Below are 16139 nucleotides of genomic sequence, written 5' to 3' on the forward strand. Positions count from 1 at the left end.
AGCCCGGCAATCTTGCGGAAGTCGGAACGGCTGCGGCAACATGCCCCGGGTGACCGAGGTGGATCTTCCTGACGGTGGAGGCGGCGGCGCTCCGGATGGCACGGGCGACGGTGCTGCTGACGGTGTGGGCGGCGGTGGTGTGGCGGCCGGGCCGGTGCGACGGCGGCGGGGGCGGCGCTGGCTGGCCGGCGGGTCCGCCACCGTACTCGCCGTCGTCGTCGGGCTGCTGCTCGTCTGGCAGTTCTCCGAACCGGCCGCCTGCGCGGCTGCGCTCGCCGTGCCGCCGGCCGAGCGGGCCGGGCTGCCGGTGCAGGGGATGACGCCGCCGTCCGGTACGACCGTCTACAAGGGAAAGGCTTCCCACTACGACGGAGGGAACTCGGGCGGCAACTGTTCGCTGCCCGGCCCGCCCGCCAACCGGCTCTACGCCGCACTCGGCTCCGCCCAGTACGCCGGCTCGGCCGCCTGCGGCAGCTTCCTGGACGTGACCGGTCCGAGGGGCACCGTCCGGGTGATGGTGCTGGACCGCTGCGCGGGCTGTGCGAACAACAAGATCGATCTGTCCCGGCAGGCGTTCGCGAAGATCGCCGACCTCTCCCAGGGCATCGTCCCGGTGCGCTACCGGGCGGTGGTGGACCCGCCGCTGCCCGGACCGCTCACCTTCCGGCTCAAGGGCGGCGTCTCGCAGTACTGGTTCGCCGTGCAGGTGGGCCAGCACGGCAATCCGGTGCGTTCGGTGGCGGCCAGGCGCGCCGGTTCGAGCTGGCGGGTGGCGAAGCGTGGCTCCGACAACTACTGGGTGGTAGACGGCGGGCTCGGCCCGGGGCCGTACTCGATCCGGGTGGTCGACGTATACGGCCACCAGGCGGTCGCCACCGGGATCCGGCTGGCGCCCCGGCAGGTGCAGCGCGGCACGGTACGGATGTACGGGTCCGGACCGGCGGCTGGCTCGCCGACCCGACCGGGCCCGCCCGCTCCGGGTAACGCGCCGACCGCTGCCCCCACGCCGACCCCGGGCACGGCGACCGGCGCGGCCCCGTCCGACGATCCGGCGACGTCCCCGACCGCAGCCCCGGTGGCCGGCGCGGCCGGCGGCCCGGCGCCTGCCGGTTGCGGCTGACGCCCATGTCGTTCGGTCGCCGGTGACGGTTGTGCGGGAGAGGGGAGTCGAACCCCTACGCCCGAAGGCACAGGAACCTAAATCCTGCGTGGCTGCCATTACACCACTCCCGCTCGCGGTCAAAGTCTAGACCGCTTGCGAGCTCAGTCCAGGCCGAGGTCCCGCCGGAGTTTGGCGACGTGCCCGGTGGCCTTGACGTTGTAGAGCGCCCGCTCGATCCGGCCCTCGGCGTCGATGACGAACGTCGACCGGATCACCCCGGTGATCGTCCGCCCGTACGACTGCTTCTCGCCGTACGCCCCGTACGCGACCAGGACCGCCTTGTCCGCGTCGGAGACCAGCGGAAACGTGATGGCGTCCCGTTCCCGGAACCTGGCCAGCGCGGCGGGGGAGTCCGGTGAGATGCCGACCACCTCGTAGCCGGCGGCCTGGAGCGAGGCGAGCGAGTCGCGGAAGTCGCAGGCCTGCTTGGTGCAGCCCGGCGTCATCGCCTTCGGGTAGGCGTAGAGCACCACCTTGCGGCCGCGCAGTTCCTTGAGCGAGAGGGTTTCTCCGGTGTCGGTGGGCAGCGTGAAGTCGGGCGCGTCGTCCCCGGCGGCGAGGCGGATCGGCGAGGTCATGACGGTGACCCTATCGCCAGGTGGACCGGAGATTGCGGTTGGCACACAGCTCTTGCAAAATCTTGGCAACAACCATGGCCGGCTCCTACGCTGATCCGGCCGGTTCGGCGGATCCCGCGCCGGCAGCTCTGGGGAGGTGGCGTGGACAACCTGGCAATGCACATCTCGAACGGGATCGTCGACGGTCCCGTGGCGGCGGCGTTCGGGGCGGTCGCCCTGGTGGCGCTGGCGCTCTGCGTGCACCGCGGTCGGCAGGACCTGGACGACCGGCTCGCCCCGATGGCCGGGCTGGTCGCCGCCTTCATCTTCGCCGTCCAGATGATCAACTTTCCGATCTTCACCGGCGCGGTCAGCGGTCACCTGCTCGGTGGAGCACTCGCCGCGATCCTGGTCGGGCCCTGGGTCGGCGCGCTCTGCGTGGCGGTGGTGCTGATCGTGCAGTCGCTCGTCTTCGGCGACGGCGGGGTGGCGATGCTCGGCCTGAACGTCACGAACATGGCGCTGATCGGCGTCGCGGTCGCGTACCTGCTGGTCGCGCTCCTGCTCCGGCTCCTGCCCCGTACGGCGACCGGACTGGCCGGCACCGCGTTCGTCGCCTCGGTGCTGAGCGTCCTCGTCGCCTCCCAGGGCTTCGTCCTGCAGTACTGGCTCGGCGGCACCACCGACCTCGGCAGCGGCCTCGGCGCCCTGGCCGGCACGATGGCCGGGGTGCACCTGCTGATCGGCATCGGCGAGGGCCTGATCACCGCGACCACCGTGCTGACCGTGGCGAAGGTCCGGCCCGACCTGGTCTACGCGCTGCGCTCGCTGCGTCCGCTGCCGGGCGCCAACCCGATCCCGGTGACCGGAGGTGCCCGATGACGACCGGCGGCAAGACGACCGGCGGAACCCGGATCTCGAAGCGCTCCGGCGCGTTCATCCTCGGCGGCCTGCTTGTCGCGCTCCTGCTGGCCGGAGTGGTGAGCAACTTCGCCTCGGCCCACCCGGACGGCCTGGACTCCTCGCTGCGCGAGGGGTGCACCTTCGACGCGGACGACAACATCACCGGCGGGAGCTGCCCGGCCCAGGAGGCCCGGGAGCACGAACTCGCCGACTCGCCGCTGGCCGACTACGGCGTCCGGGGGGTGGACAACGCCTTCCTCTCCACCGGGCTCTCCGGGGTGCTCGGCGTACTGATCACCTTCGCGGTCGGCGGCGGCCTGTTCTGGCTGACCCGCCGCCGCTCCGCCACCGCCCCGAGCGAGGCGCCGACGGTGCCGGCCGCCGGTCGGAGTCGGGCCGAGGGCACGACCGGGTAGGGGACGACCGGAGATGGGAGCCGGGCACGCGCACGTGCTCTACCGGGACCGGACGTCGGCGGTGCACCGGCTGCCGCCCGAGGTCAAGATCGCGGCGATGGTGGTCTTCACCCTCGCCGTGGTCGCCACCCCCCGGGAGGCGTTCTGGGCGTTCGGCGGCTACTTCCTGCTGGTACTGCTGGTCGCGGCGATCGCCCGGGTCGGGCTGCGCTGGCTGGCCAGCCGGTCGCTGATCGAGCTGCCGTTCGTGCTGTTCGCGTTCGCGCTGCCCTTCCTCGGCACCGGCGAACGGGTGAGCTGGCTCGGGCTGGACCTCTCGGTGGACGGCCTCTACGGCGGTTGGAACATCCTGGCCAAGGGCACCCTCGGGGTGCTCGCCTCGCTGCTGCTCGCCGGCACCACCACCATGCGGGACCTGATCATCGGGCTGGACCGGCTGCGCTGCCCGCAGATCCTCACCCAGATCGCCACCTTCATGCTGCGCTACCTGGACGTCATGGTCGGCGAGGCGCGGCGGATGCGGGTCGCCCGGATCTCCCGGGGCGACGATCCCCGGTTCCTGTGGCAGCTGCGCGGCTTCGCCGCCGGGGTGGGCGCGCTCTTCCTCCGGGCCTTCGAGCGGGGCGAGCGGGTCTATCTGGCGATGGTCTCCCGGGGCTACCAGGGGCGGATGCCGGCGCCCTGGCTCGGCGCGGGTGCGGCCACCACCCGGCACTGGCTGGTGGCGGCGACGGTGCCGCTCGCCGCCACCGGCATCGCCGCCGTCGCCGTCGTGCTGGGATGATCGGGTACGTGGAACCAGCTCCCGGCGCCGACCCGCCGTCCCTGGACGTGCGCGGCGTCGAGTTCAGCTATCCCGACGGGCAGGTCGCGCTGCGCGGCGTCGACCTGACCGTGCTACCCGGCGAGCGGGTCGCGCTACTCGGCCCGAACGGCGCCGGCAAGACCACACTGGTGCTGCACCTCAACGGGATCCTCGGCAGCGGCGCCGGCACGGTCACCGTCGGCGGGCTGACCGTGGACCGGGACCGGACCACCCTGGCCGAGATCCGCCGCCGGGTCGGCATCGTCTTCCAGGACCCCGACGACCAGCTCTTCCTGCCCACCGTCGCCGAGGACGTGGCGTTCGGGCCGGCGAACCTCGGCCTGCGCGGCGCCGAGCTGGCCGAGCGGGTGACCGAGGCGCTGGCCGCGGTCGGGATGGCCGAGCACCGGGACAGGGCGCCCCAGCACCTCTCCTTCGGGCAGCGCCGCCGGGTGGCGGTCGCCACGGTGCTGGCGATGCGGCCCGAGATCCTGGTCCTGGACGAGCCCTCCTCGAACCTCGACCCGGCGGCCCGGCGTGAACTGGCCGGGATCCTGCGCCGGCTGCCGGTGACCCTGCTGATGGTCACCCACGACCTGCCGTACGCGCTGGAACTCTGCGACCGGTCGGTGGTCCTCGACACCGGCCGGATCGTCGCCGACGGGGCGACCGCCGACATCCTCGCCGACGCCGACCTGCTGGCCCGGCACCGGCTGGAACTGCCGTACGGCTTCGACCCGGCGGTTGCCGCCCGCCAACTCGCCGGCAACGGCTGAGTCAGCGCAGGTTGACAGACCAGCGGCGGGCCGGCCGTCGCGACGCGGCGCCGCCGGTCGGCCGGGCCGCCGCACGGTGTGACGGCCCGGCCGGACCGGTGCCGGTGGCGCGGCCGGTGGCGCGCAGTCGGAGGATCCCGGCCGCGGCGAGGCCGCCGCCGACCGCGATCACCACCGCCACCAGGAGCCGGGCCCAGCCGGCCGGCCAGGGCAGCGGGACCACCGAACGCAGGAAGACGGCCGAGTTGGTGACGCCGGTGAAGAGCGCCAGGCAGGTGCCGGCGAGTGCCAGCGCGAAGTCGCCGGCCGGCCGGCGGGTCAGCGCGTACGCCCCGGCGGCGAGTGCGGCGGCGCCGGTGACCGTCGGCCAGAGCTGCCCCGTGACGAGTCCGAGCAGCATCCCGCCGGGCCCGGCGTCGGCGCCCCGGGCCAGCGCGAAGCCCAGCGCCGCCAGCCCGCCGACGATCGCGAGTACGGCCAGCGCGGCGGTGACCCGGCGGCCCGGCCGGGAGTTCCGGGGCAGCACCCCCAGCGCCCCGATCACCAGCGCACCGAGCAGGCTGCCGCTCCACCAGGGCAGCGGGTCGGGCGGCGGCAGCCAGTCCAGGGTGCCGCGCAGTTCCATCCCGCGCAGTCCGTCGCGCAGCGGCACCACCCAGTCGCGTACCCGGTGCGGCCGGTCCGGATCGGCGGCGACCACCGGCGGCGGGGCCTCCTCCAGCCAGCGGCTGCGCCGGTCGTGCCAGCGGGCCACCGGCTCGGTGCCGACCCGTCGCCAGGACGGCGGGCGGGTCGGGTCGGCCCCGGCCGGCACCGGAGTGTCCCCGGCGAGGGTCCGGTTCAGGTACGTCGCCGGGGAGGCGGTGTTCTCGTAGACCCCGTCCGGGCGGACCTCCAGGTACGGCTCCCCGGCGTAGCCGAGCACCTCGACCGTGCGTCCCGTCCGGTTCTCCAACTCGAGCCGGGCCCCGCCCTCCAGCACGCGCACCCGCAGTCCGGGCAGGGCCGGGGCCACCCCGGTCACCTCGGTCCGGTAGTCGGTGCCGTCCGGGGCGTCGGCGGCGTGTGCGGCGGCCGGCGTAGCCGAGCCGAGCACCCCGACCAGCCCGACCAGCAGACCCGACAGCAGGCGGGTCGTCAGCACCCGGGTCGACGGCAGGCGGGTCACCCGCCGGCCGCCGCCACCGCCGCGGTGATCGCCTCGGCGCTGGCCTGCACCTGCTTGCCGTTGACGAGCACGGTCGGCGTACCTGTCACTCCGGCCCGGGCCGCCTCGTCGGTCACGTGCTCGGTCCACTTCTCGAAGGTATTCTCCTCGACGCAGTTGCGGAAACTCGCCCCGTCCAGCCCCACGCTGCTGGCGATCTCGACGAGCTGGTCGTCGCTGAGCCCGGCCCCGCCCTCCGGCGGCTGCCGGTCGAACAGCGCCCTTGCGTACTCCCGGAACTTGCCGCTCTGGGCGGCGCAGCCGGAGGCGGCGGACGACCGGGTCGAGTAGTCGGTGCTGGAGAAGCGGTTGAGGAACGCCACCGGGTGGTAGGTGACCCGTGCCCTACCCTCGGCGACGAGCTGGTCGAGGGTGCCGCTGGCCTGCTGCTCGAAGGTGCGGCAGATCGGGCAGATGAAGTCCTCGTACACGTCGATGTTGACCGGCCCGGAGCCGATCACGATGCCGGTACCCTCCGGATTGGCCCCGGCGGGCGGGGTGAAGTCGCCGGCATCCCGGCTGGCCGAGACCCCCCAGCCGATCAGACCGGCGATGACCAGCACGACGACCGCGCCGATCGAGGTCCAGAGCGTGCGCTTGCGGCGCCGCTCCCGGGCCATCTGCTCGCGCACCACCCGGGCGGGCCGGCGCTGCCCCTTGCGGTTGCGGTCACTCATCGTCGTCCTCCTCCTCGCTCTCCTCCTCGCGGGTGTCCCGACCCAATGCCGCGTCCACCGAGATCCGGGTGCGTGGCCAGACCAGGAGGAAGCCCGCGAGCAGCAGGAAGCCCACGTCGCGCAGCAGTTCGGTGCCGTACGTCGGGTCCTGGCCGGCGGCGAGGTCGCCACCGCTGCCGAAACAGCCGCAGTCGATGGAGAGGCCGCGGGTCCAGGCCGAGACGATCCCGGCGATGAAGATCACCAGCAGTGTCGCGGAGATCCCGGCAGCGAGCCGGGTGGCGAGCCCGACCAGCAGGATCAGCCCCAGCGCCAGTTCCACGAACGGCAGCGCGGCACCGATCACCACCGCCAGGTCGTACGGGAAGATCTTGTACGCGTTCACCGCCCGGCCGGAGGCGGCCAGGTCACCGACCTTGGAGGCCCCGGCGGCCAGCCAGACGGCAGCCAGTCCCAGCCGGGCGGCGAGGCCGAGCCACGGGCGGGCGACCAGCCAACGGCCGCGACCCGGCGCCGGGGTGCTTGCTGTGGTCCGCTCAGTCACAGTCATTAGTCGTCTTGGTCGGCGAAAGGGTTTCCGGCTCGGGTGTGGCGTCGGTCATCCGGCGCCGTACCGCTGGGATCATGCTCACCCACCGTATGGGGCATCACGGGCTCTGGTGGGCATTACCGGTCAGAACTACCGGTCGTCGACTGATCGGGGTCGGTGGTGGCGGCAACACCGACGACAGGTCGGGAACTTTTCCCGCGACGCCGCCGACTATCGATCCGTGACAGCTCACTGGGCCGGACTCGTGCGTCGAGCAGCCGACGGTCCGCCGCGGGTCGGTGTGACCGAGGCGGACGAGGCGTGACCCGAGGTCGCGCGCGGTCGGGACGGTCGGCCACGATATCGGGCATGATTGCTGCGAATCGTCGATGGCTGGCCCGCGCCGGTGCCGGTGTCGGCCTGCTGCTGGCCGCCCTCGCCCTGCTGCTCGGCCCGGCCGCCCCGGCCAGCGCGCACGCGATACTTGTCAGCAGCAGCCCGGCTGCCGACGTGGTGCTGCCGAACTCGCCCGCCGAGGTGGTGCTGACCTTCAGCGAGAGCGTCCGCGAGGTGCCGGACAAGATCCGCGTCCTCGGTCCGGACGGCAACCGGGTGGACCGGGGCGACCCGACGTTCAACGGTGCGGTGATCACCATCCCGGTGGAGACGTCCGGCGCCCAGGGCACCTACCTGGTCAGCTACCGGGTGATCTCGGCGGACAACCATCCGGTGACCGGGGCGTACACCTATTCCGTCGGTGCCCCCTCGACACCGCCGTCGGACAGCGGTGCCGACGAGGTGCACCCGGCGGTCGGCGCTGCGGTACGGGTCTTCAAGTACGTCGGCTACGCCGGTCTGCTCCTGGTGGTCGGCCCGGTGATGGTGCTCAGTCTGCTCTGGCCCCGGCGACTCGACCGGAGCGGCCCGGCCAGGCTGATCTGGGTCGGGATCGGGCTGGTGGCCTTCGCCACCCTCGGCGGCCTCTGGCTCCAGGTGCCGTACACCACCGGCGGCGGGCCGTTCGAGGTCGACGGCAGCGCCCTCGGCGACGTCCTCGGCAGTACCTTCGGCGCGGCCCATCTGGTCCGGCTCGGCATCCTGGCGGCAGCGGCGATCCTGCTCCGCCCCGTGGTCACCGGCCGGGCCGGACGAAGCGACCAGATCCTGCTGACCGTGCTCGGGGTGGCCGGGCTGGGCACCTGGCCGATCGCGGGGCACGCGGCGGCCTCACCGGTGCCGGCGGTCTCGGTCGTGGTCGACGCCGTCCACCTGGCCGGCATGGCGGTGTGGCTCGGTGGACTGGTGATGCTCGGCGGGTTCCTGCTGCGCCGCGCGAACGACCGGGAACTCGACGCGATCCTGCCGGTCTGGTCCCGTTGGGCAACCGTCGCCGTCTCCGCGCTGCTGCTCGCCGGGATCGTCCAGGCCCTGATCGAGGTGGCCACGCTGTCGGCGCTGGTCTCGACCACCTACGGCCGGCTGATCATCGCCAAGACGGTGCTCTTCGCGGTGGTGATCGCGGTGGCCGCCTACTCCCGGCAACTGGTCCGACGCCGCCTCCTCGCGGGCGCCCCGGACGATGTGGACGACGCCGACGACGTGAACGCCGACGACGCGGATGACGCGGGCGTCCTCGGCGAGGTCGACGGCGCGGGCGAGGTCGACGACGCGGACGGCGTGGACGACGCGGACGGCGTGGACGACGCGGACGACGCGGATGGGACCGACCTGGGTGTACGGGCAGGCCGGGAAGGAGGCGGGCACCAGGAGTTGGTCGCGACCGAACCGCCCGGCCCGGTCGCCTCGGCCGGGCGGCTGCGCCGGGCGATCTGGGTGGAACTCGCCATCACGGCGGTCGTGCTGGCCCTCTCCGCGGTACTGGTGCAGACCCCGCCGGCCCGGACCGCGGGCGAGTACGGCGACGCGGGCGGTCCCGGGTACTACACCACCACGCTCACCAGTCCGGTCTACTCGTTGCAGGTCGAGGTGGACCCGGCCAGGACCGGAAGCAACTCGGTCCACCTGTACGCGTACACCCCGGACAACAAGCCGCTGCCCGTGGTCGAGTGGCGGGCCACGGCGGCGTTGCCGGACCAGGGCATCGAGCCGATCGAGATTCCCCTGCTGCCGCTCACCGACAACCACGCCACCGGCGAGATCAGCCTGCCGCGTGCCGGGAGCTGGCAGCTCAGCTTCACGGTCCGGATATCCGATATCGACCAGGCCACGGTGACCAGCACCGTGCCCGTCAACTAGAGAGGTACAACATGATCCGTCACCGTCGGGCCGCGCGTGCCGCCGCCCTCGTCCTCGGAGCCGCCGTGGTCGGCGTGTTCGGGCTGGCCTCGTCTGCCTCCGCGCACGTCACGGTGAACCCGAGGGAGGCGAACCAGGGCGGTTACGGTCGCGTGGCGTTCCGGGTGCCGACCGAGAGCGACACCGCGTCGACCGTCAAACTGGAGGTCACCTTCCCCGACGACGCGCCGCTCGCCTCGGTCTCCACCATGCCGGTGCCCGGCTGGACGGCGGCAGTCGAGAAACGCAAGGTGGACCCGCCGGTGGAGGTACACGGCAGCCAGGTCGGCGAGGTGGTCTCGAAGATCACCTGGACGGCGGCGGCGGACGCCGGGATCAAGCCGGGCGAGTTCCAGGAGTTCCCGGTTTCGATGGGACCGCTGCCCGAGGCAGACCGGCTGGTGTTCCGGGTGCTCCAGCACTACTCGGACGGCAAGACGGCTCGCTGGATCGAGCCGCCGGCCGCGGACGGCAGCGAACCGGAGAACGACCCCGCCCCGGTGCTGAAGCTGCTTCCGGCAGCCGGCGCCGGCGCACCGGCGACCAGCGGACCGACGGTGGCACAGCAGCCCACGTCGTCGTCGAACGAGGACGGTGACGACTCGGCCGCGCTGGGGCTGGGGATCGCGGGTCTGGTCGCCGGCCTCGCCGGTCTGGCGCTGGGCGGTCTGGCGTTCGTGCGTACCCGTCGGCAGGCCGCACCGCCTACCGCCTGAGTTCCGGACGCTTCCGCGTCCACAACGGTGTCCCGTGCTGGCCCGTCGGCAGAGCTGCCGACGGGCCAGCGGCGTTTTTGGTCAATAATCCGTGTTGAAGGGATTTCGCTCGGTATGGTCTGCGGGTACTGCGACCCGCCGCCGGTGCGTGACTCCGACGGCGGGTAGTCGCAACCGGAGAGAAAGAGACCTCTATGCGCTTCGTGCGGCTGATCGCCGGGACACTCCTGCTCACGATCGGGCTGCCGGTGCTGCTCCTCGGTGGTGCACTGTGGATGGTTGCCGAGCAACGCGGCGGCACGGGCGCCTTCGCCGGCAAACTGGACCGGATCGAGACCGGCGGGCGCGCCGTCGTCGTACCCGATCTGGCCACCATGCTGCGCCGGGACGCGCCCTTCCTGGCAGCCGGCCGGACCGGGTTGCGGGTGGTCGGCAGGATCGGCGCCGAGCCGGCGTTTCTCGGCCTCGCGCCGGCGGCGGAGGTCGCCAACTACCTCGCTGCGGCGCCGCACGCCCGGATCGACCGGGTCAGCGTGACCCGGGGCAGCCTGCCGGTACGCACGAGCATCGTCGACGAGCACGGCCGGTCCGATGGGCGCGGCCCGGCCGGTGAGCGTGGACCGGCGGCGGTGCCGGCACCTCCCGGTGGGCAGGCACTCTGGATCCGCAGCGGCCTGGGCACACTGGAACTGAGTGCCGACGAGCTACGCGCACCCCGGCTCGCCCTGGTCGTCATGCGCCCGGACGCCGGAGCGAACGTCGCCGCCGACCTGCGTGCCGAGGTACGCGTCGGCTGGCTCGAACCGGTCGTCTGGAGTTCACTGGGCCTCGGCAGCCTGCTGGCGCTGTTCGGAATACTGCTGCTGGCCCGGCCGGTCCGCCCCCGCGAGGTGGTCTTCGTGGTCGAGCCGAGTCAGGTCCCGGCGCTCGCCGCCAAGCTGGGTGTGGCCAGCCTCGACGGGGTCGGACGCTCGGACGACCCTGACCATCCTGACCGCGCTGCCGGTCGCGGGCAGTCTGACCTGCCCGGCAGCAGGGGACGAGGGAGGGTCGAGATGCCGGCTCAGCCCGGAAGCCCGCCGGAACGGGCCGGAACCGTCCCGGCCCAGGCGGGTGACCGGCGGCCGCGGCACGGAGCGCAGCCCGGCCCGGCTGAGGACCGGGAGCTCCGGGGCGAGGACCGGGAGCCTCGGATCGGAGTCCTGGAGGGTCGGCACGCGTCGTCGTCGGGGGCGGTGCGGACCAGGGTGGTTCCGTCGAGCCGACCGATGGCGTCGGGCCGGCCGGCGACGCTTGCGGACGTGCTGACTCCGCCGGACCTGTCTGCTCCGCAGGTCGTGTCGACTCCGGAGGTCGTGTCTGCTCCGCAGGTTGGGGCGGCTGCGGAGGTCGTGTCTGCTCCGCAGGTTGGGGCGGCTCCGGAGAGCGGCGGTGCCCGACAGGCGGGATCGGCCGGACCGGCGGGGCGCCTGGTCTGGCCACCGATAAATCCGGCCGTCAGTGGCTGGTCCGGCGCCGGGACGACGCCTGCTGCCGAAGCCACCACCGCCGCCCCGGCCGGTCCCGCCCAGTCGCCGGGCGCGGTGGCACCGGCCGGTTCGGCCCGCGCGCCCGCCCCTGCTCCCGCACCCGCGCCGGTACCCGCACCGCCGCCCGCCCCGGTGCCGGCACCCTCGCCGACACCGCCGCTGCCGGTCCCGGCTCCGCCGATGCCGGCGCCGCCCAGACCCGTACCCGTTCCGGCGGCCACCGCCGACGCACGACCGGCCGGTGCGCCGCAGGAGTTGCCCGCGCCTCCGGTGGACTCCCTGGCGGAGCCGAGCACCGAAAACCAGACGAGATCGAGCGGGGCGGGGCAGATCCCGTTACGTCCGGCGACCCCACGGGTAGCCGCGTTCGAGGCCGGACAGCCGGGTACGGCGGGTAGCGGCCTGAACCGGCCGAAGGGGTACGAGCCGATGACCAGGTCGGCAGCGATGGACTTGGCGCTGGGGCGACGCGGCGGCAACACCGGACCCGGGTACCGGCAGGGCGCGGCCGGGACGGACGAGTCGGTGAGCCGGGGCGCGGCCATCAGGCAGTCCAGCCCGAACCCGACGCCCCGCTGACGATCCACTCGACCCGGCCCGATCGGGGGCGGACGGTAGGTGCTGAAGCAGGTGGCCCCCCGCGCTGCCGACACGGGGGGCCACCTTCACCGGGGGATCGGTGTACCGAAGGGACGTTTCATATGTTGTCCCTAGATTAACCGCATCCAGGCGTACTAGATAGATCTGTCCATTTGGTGCAACTTCTCCTACTGCCGGCTGCTCGGTTCATGTTTCGCGGCCTCGGGGGCCGCCTCCGCCGGAGGTCCCGCCGGGTCCCGCCGGATCGGTAGGGCGACAAGCAGGAGCAACGCGAAGAGCACGTAGAGGTTGCGCAGCAGGAACTCGCCGGGGGCGTCGGTGCGTTCGTAGTCCCGCCCCCAGTCGTAGTAGGAGACCACGCCGTACACCATCGCGGCGGTGACCAGCGCGGCGAGCACCAGCAGCGCGACCCGGCGGCGGCGCCCGGCCGGGCCGGTGGCCGGGTCAGGGGGCCGCAGCCCGGCGTCGACGAGCACCACCACGGCCGGGAAGAACCAGTACGCGTGATGGGTCCAGGTGATCGGACTCACAAGGACGGCGACCAGGCCGGTGAGGGCCAGGCCGGCGATCTCGTCACCGGCCCGGGCAGCCTGCACCGCCCGCCACAGCCCGTACGCCCCGGCGGCGACCACCAGCACCAGCCAGAGGACCTGGTTCGGCTCGCCCGGGGTGGTGAACCGGCTGAGCAGCCCGAAAAGCGACTGGTTACCGGTGTAGTCGGGCCGACCCACCCGGTCGGTCAGCCACAGTTCGTGGGTCCAGAACCGCCAGGATTCGGTCGGGGCGATCGCCGCCGCCAGCAGCGTGGCGCCGGCCGCCGCCGCACTGGAGACCAGCGCCGCCCGCCACCGCCGGGTGACCAGCAGGTAGACGATGAAGATCCCCGGATAGAGCTTGAGCGCCGTCGCCAGGCCGATCCCGACGCCGGCCCAGCGGGAGTTCCGGGGTACGGCGAGCAGCAGGTCGGCCAGGACCAGCACCACCAGCAGCATGTTGATCTGGCCGAAGATGATCGTCTCCCGGGTGCTCTCCACGGCGAAGACGAGTGGCACGGCGAGTCCGGCGGCGAACCACCGGGACACCCCGTGCCGGTCGGCGACCGAGGCGACGAGCCACCAGGTGGTCACCAGCAGGGCCAGCACGGTCAGCGCGGTGAAGACGACGACCGTGACCCCGATCCGCAGCTCGGCGAACGGGCGCAGCAGCAGGGCGGTGAACGGCGGGTAGGTGAAGAACAGCTGGCCCTGCAGATCGTCCGCCTGCGCGTAGTCGTACAGCGGGTTCCCGTCCGCCCACCAGCGCATCGCGCTCATGTAGATCTTGAGATCGTAGAAGTTGTGCGGGGTGCTGAGCAGGTAGAGCAGCGGAACCGCGGCGGTGACCAGCACCACGACGATGATCTGGCGTGCGGTGCGGCCGCCGGGGTCGTCCTCGTCGGTGGCGGATGGTGCGGCAGGATCGGCTGGCACGGGAAAACCCTAGCGGGCCGTTCTGTCCACAGCGTTGAGGCGCGGGTCCCGGGGCTGCGCGTAGTCTGATCGTCGTGGCTGATCTTCTCGTCTGGGTCGACTGTGAGATGACCGGACTCGACCTCGGCAAGGATGCCTTGATCGAGGTCGCGGCGCTGGTCACCGACCGTGACCTCAACGTGCTCGGCGAGGGTGTGGACGTGGTGATCCACGCCGACGAGCCGGCGCTGGCCGGGATGCCCGAGATCGTGCGGGCGATGCACGAGCGCTCCGGCCTGACCGAGGAGGTACGCCGCTCGGCGGTGAGCCTGCACGAGGCCGAGGAGATGGTGATGGAGTACGTCACCTCACTGGTCAAGGACCCGCGTACGGCACCGCTCTGCGGCAACTCGATCGCCACCGACCGGGGTTTCCTGGCCCGGGACATGCCGCGACTCGACGCCCACCTGCACTACCGCATGATCGACGTGTCGTCGATCAAGGAGCTGTGCCGGAGGTGGTATCCCCGGGTCTACTTCGGGCAGCCGGCGAAGGGGCTGGCGCACCGGGCCCTGGCGGACGTCCGGGAGAGCATCCGGGAGCTGGAGTACTACCGGCGGACGATCTTCGTGCCGCTGCCCGGCCCGGACGTCGACACCGCGAAGGCGATCGCCGCCGAACTCTGACGGCCGGCTCGTCCCTCGGGCGGACCGGCTGCCGGTCTCGGGTTCGGGTTGGGGTTCGGGGGGTGTAACCCGGTCGACGGCGGGCGGAGGGATATGGCTATCATTGGTCGTCGCCCCGCCGGATCCGCTGATCCGGTGTCGGCTGATGTTCCTGATCAAACTGAACATGGTGGCTGTAGCTCAGTTGGCAGAGCACCGGGTTGTGGTCCCGGGTGTCGTGGGTTCAAATCCCATCAGTCACCCCACGATCGGATCGACAGATCCGCAGGCGAGACCCCCTCTTGCGAGGGGGTCTCGATCGTTTCGGGGGTGGGTTCGGAGCCGGGTCAGCCGGTGACGGTGCCCGCGCTCGGCCCGGTGCCCGGCGGGTCGGTGCCCGGCGGGGTCGCCGTCTCGCCGACCGGGATCGCGCTGCCCTTGACGTACTGGTCCCAGCTCATGTTCCAGTCGGTCCAGCCGTTGCCGTTCTGGAGCTTGCGTTCGGTGCCCTTGACCACGATCGGGTCGCCGACCCGGGTCTGGTTGAACAGCCAGGCCGCGTTGGCGGTGGACATGTTGACGCAGCCGTGCGACACGTTCGTCCGACCCTGGCTGGCGACGGACCAGGGTGCGGCGTGGATGAACTCGCCGCCCCAGGTGAGCCGCTGGGCGTACTCGATGTCGGTGACGTAGCGGTTGGCCGGGTTCGGGTCGTCGCGGGTGTCGAAGACGGTCTCCTTCAGCTTCTCGATGACCACCATCGTGCCGCTGGAGGAGGGGGTGCTCTTCTTGCCGAGGCTCACCGGGATGGTCTTGACGACCTTGCCGTCCCGCTTGACCGTCATCTTCTTGGTCCTGTTGTCGACGGTCATCATTACCGCCGGTCCGGTCCTGATGTCGACCGTCAGGTCGGCCCGGCCGTACCAGCCGTCGCCCATCGGCAGCCCACCGGCCTGGATCTTGTAGAAGATCTTGCTGTTCGCCTTCCAGAACGTCTTGGGTCGGTAGCGCACCTCGGTCGGGCTGACCCAGTGCCAGATCCCCTCCTGGGCCGGGGTGGCCCGGACGGTCATCCGGCGCTGCACGTCGTCCCGGTAGTCCTCCGGGACCGCCCGGCCGAACTTGACGATCAGCGGCATGCCGACCCCGACCGTCTGGCCGTCACCGAGGAAGCTGGTCACCCGGATCTGCTTGTCGGGCTTGGCCATGGTGGTGAAGGTGTTGGTCGTCGTCGCCGGCTTGCCGTCGTCGCCGGTCGCGGTCACGGTCGCCGTGTACGTCGTACCGTAGTCGAGCGCCTTCTCCGGCAGCCACGTCCCGGCGGCGGTCAGCGCGCCCTTGACGGCCTCGCCGGCCGCGTTCTTGACCTCGACGGTGGTCTCGACGGCGTCCTTGCTGCTGAAGGCGATCTCCGTGGCGGCGGGCACGTCCTTGGCGTCCGCCGCCGGTGTGGTGATCGTCGCGGACGCCTTCGGCTTCTGCTCGGCCTCGCTGCCGCCCTGGAAGGACGGCCCGGAGCCCTTGCCGCCGTCGTCGGTGCAGGCGGTCGCGGTGACCGCCAGGGCCCCGGCGAGCAGGACCGAGGCGAGAGCGCGGAACGGCGCGGGTCGTCGTCGCGCCGTTCCACCCCGGTCGGAGGCGGGACGGATCAACTGGTCTCGGCCTGGTCGCATGATCCCCTCACACTGCTGGTTCCCACAGCTGTACCCACTCGGTCCCCACGGTCATCCTCTCCCAATGACGTCCGTGAGCAAGTTTTCGTTTCCCCGCGTGCCGTAGAACACGAAAACGATGAGGTCGGTTTAGCCGGTTAAGTGGCAAATGCGTCGGCGATCATCCTCGATTCGCTCGGTC

The 16139-nt window shown here is 72.3% G+C and carries 15 protein-coding genes and 2 tRNA genes; 10 read left to right on the forward strand and 7 right to left on the reverse strand.

What is annotated here, in order from left to right; all coding sequences use genetic code 11:
* The first annotated feature begins 49 nt into the window (after window positions 1–49).
* Window positions 50–1120, forward strand: a complete 1071-nt coding sequence (locus tag ACN28A_RS21680) for an expansin EXLX1 family cellulose-binding protein (protein WP_421397443.1) — start codon at window positions 50–52, stop codon at window positions 1118–1120.
* Window positions 1121–1152: 32 nt separating this feature from the next.
* On the opposite strand, the gene ACN28A_RS21685 is transcribed toward ACN28A_RS21680, so the two are convergent.
* Window positions 1153–1233: transfer RNA gene (locus ACN28A_RS21685), tRNA-Leu, on the reverse strand.
* A 30-nt stretch (window positions 1234–1263) separates the two neighbouring features.
* Window positions 1264–1740: a thioredoxin-dependent thiol peroxidase gene (gene bcp / locus ACN28A_RS21690; RefSeq protein ID WP_421397445.1), complete on the reverse strand. Its 477-nt coding sequence runs from the start codon at window positions 1738–1740 to the stop codon at window positions 1264–1266.
* A gap of 141 nt (window positions 1741–1881) precedes the next feature.
* Here bcp and ACN28A_RS21695 point away from each other — a divergent pair, with 141 nt between their 5' ends.
* The 4 genes from ACN28A_RS21695 to ACN28A_RS21710 are packed head-to-tail and all read left to right on the forward strand — an operon-like array spanning window position 1882 to window position 4619.
* A complete protein-coding gene (locus ACN28A_RS21695; RefSeq protein WP_421397447.1) occupies window positions 1882–2601 on the forward strand; it encodes an energy-coupling factor ABC transporter permease in 720 nt (239 codons plus the stop codon).
* A gap of 32 nt (window positions 2602–2633) precedes the next feature.
* Complete coding sequence (locus ACN28A_RS21700; protein ID WP_421404555.1) at window positions 2634–3038, forward strand: PDGLE domain-containing protein; 405 nt, start codon at window positions 2634–2636, stop codon at window positions 3036–3038.
* Between the two features lie 13 nt (window positions 3039–3051).
* Window positions 3052–3822, forward strand: a complete 771-nt coding sequence (cbiQ, locus tag ACN28A_RS21705) for a cobalt ECF transporter T component CbiQ (RefSeq protein ID WP_421397448.1) — start codon at window positions 3052–3054, stop codon at window positions 3820–3822.
* A complete protein-coding gene (locus ACN28A_RS21710; protein ID WP_421397449.1) occupies window positions 3819–4619 on the forward strand; it encodes an energy-coupling factor ABC transporter ATP-binding protein in 801 nt (266 codons plus the stop codon). Before cbiQ ends, ACN28A_RS21710 begins: the two co-directional genes overlap by 4 nt.
* Before the next feature lies 1 nt (window position 4620).
* Here the strand turns inward: ACN28A_RS21710 and ACN28A_RS21715 are convergent, their stop codons facing one another.
* From ACN28A_RS21715 to ACN28A_RS21725, 3 genes are read right to left on the reverse strand one after another with little or no spacing between them, the layout of a single operon-like run.
* A complete protein-coding gene (locus tag ACN28A_RS21715; protein ID WP_421397451.1) occupies window positions 4621–5763 on the reverse strand; it encodes a hypothetical protein in 1143 nt (380 codons plus the stop codon).
* 20 nt (window positions 5764–5783) lie between these two features.
* Complete coding sequence (locus ACN28A_RS21720) at window positions 5784–6503, reverse strand: DsbA family protein (protein ID WP_421397452.1); 720 nt, start codon at window positions 6501–6503, stop codon at window positions 5784–5786.
* Window positions 6496–7047 carry a MauE/DoxX family redox-associated membrane protein gene (locus ACN28A_RS21725; protein ID WP_421397453.1) on the reverse strand — a complete coding sequence of 184 codons (552 nt, stop codon included), beginning with the start codon at window positions 7045–7047 and terminating at the stop codon, window positions 6496–6498. The genes ACN28A_RS21720 and ACN28A_RS21725 overlap by 8 nt, the downstream gene beginning before the upstream one ends.
* Before the next feature lie 345 nt (window positions 7048–7392).
* Here ACN28A_RS21725 and ACN28A_RS21730 point away from each other — a divergent pair, with 345 nt between their 5' ends.
* From ACN28A_RS21730 to ACN28A_RS21740, 3 genes are all read left to right on the forward strand, one after another.
* Entirely contained in the window at window positions 7393–9288 is a 1896-nt protein-coding gene (locus ACN28A_RS21730; RefSeq protein ID WP_421404557.1) for a copper resistance CopC/CopD family protein, read from the forward strand.
* 11 nt (window positions 9289–9299) lie between these two features.
* The gene (locus tag ACN28A_RS21735) at window positions 9300–10043 is read left to right on the forward strand and encodes a YcnI family protein (protein ID WP_421397455.1); all 744 of its coding nucleotides are present in this window, start codon (window positions 9300–9302) and stop codon (window positions 10041–10043) included.
* 194 nt (window positions 10044–10237) lie between these two features.
* Window positions 10238–12151 carry a hypothetical protein gene (locus tag ACN28A_RS21740; RefSeq protein WP_421397457.1) on the forward strand — a complete coding sequence of 638 codons (1914 nt, stop codon included), beginning with the start codon at window positions 10238–10240 and terminating at the stop codon, window positions 12149–12151.
* Between the two features lie 188 nt (window positions 12152–12339).
* On the opposite strand, the gene ACN28A_RS21745 is transcribed toward ACN28A_RS21740, so the two are convergent.
* Window positions 12340–13641 (reverse strand): glycosyltransferase family 87 protein, encoded by a 1302-nt coding sequence (locus ACN28A_RS21745; RefSeq protein WP_421397459.1) that lies wholly within the window; start codon window positions 13639–13641, stop codon window positions 12340–12342.
* A gap of 68 nt (window positions 13642–13709) precedes the next feature.
* Here ACN28A_RS21745 and orn point away from each other — a divergent pair, with 68 nt between their 5' ends.
* A complete protein-coding gene (gene orn, locus ACN28A_RS21750; RefSeq protein WP_421404559.1) occupies window positions 13710–14306 on the forward strand; it encodes an oligoribonuclease in 597 nt (198 codons plus the stop codon).
* Between the two features lie 169 nt (window positions 14307–14475).
* A tRNA-His gene (locus ACN28A_RS21755) sits at window positions 14476–14551 on the forward strand.
* An 81-nt stretch (window positions 14552–14632) separates the two neighbouring features.
* Here ACN28A_RS21755 and ACN28A_RS21760 read toward each other — a convergent pair.
* Complete coding sequence (locus ACN28A_RS21760; RefSeq protein ID WP_421397461.1) at window positions 14633–15958, reverse strand: Ig-like domain-containing protein; 1326 nt, start codon at window positions 15956–15958, stop codon at window positions 14633–14635.
* Window positions 15959–16139 lie beyond the last annotated feature (181 nt).

This window comes from Plantactinospora sp. WMMB782, from assembly GCF_049179135.1.
Classification (GTDB): Bacteria; Actinomycetota; Actinomycetes; order Mycobacteriales; family Micromonosporaceae; genus Plantactinospora.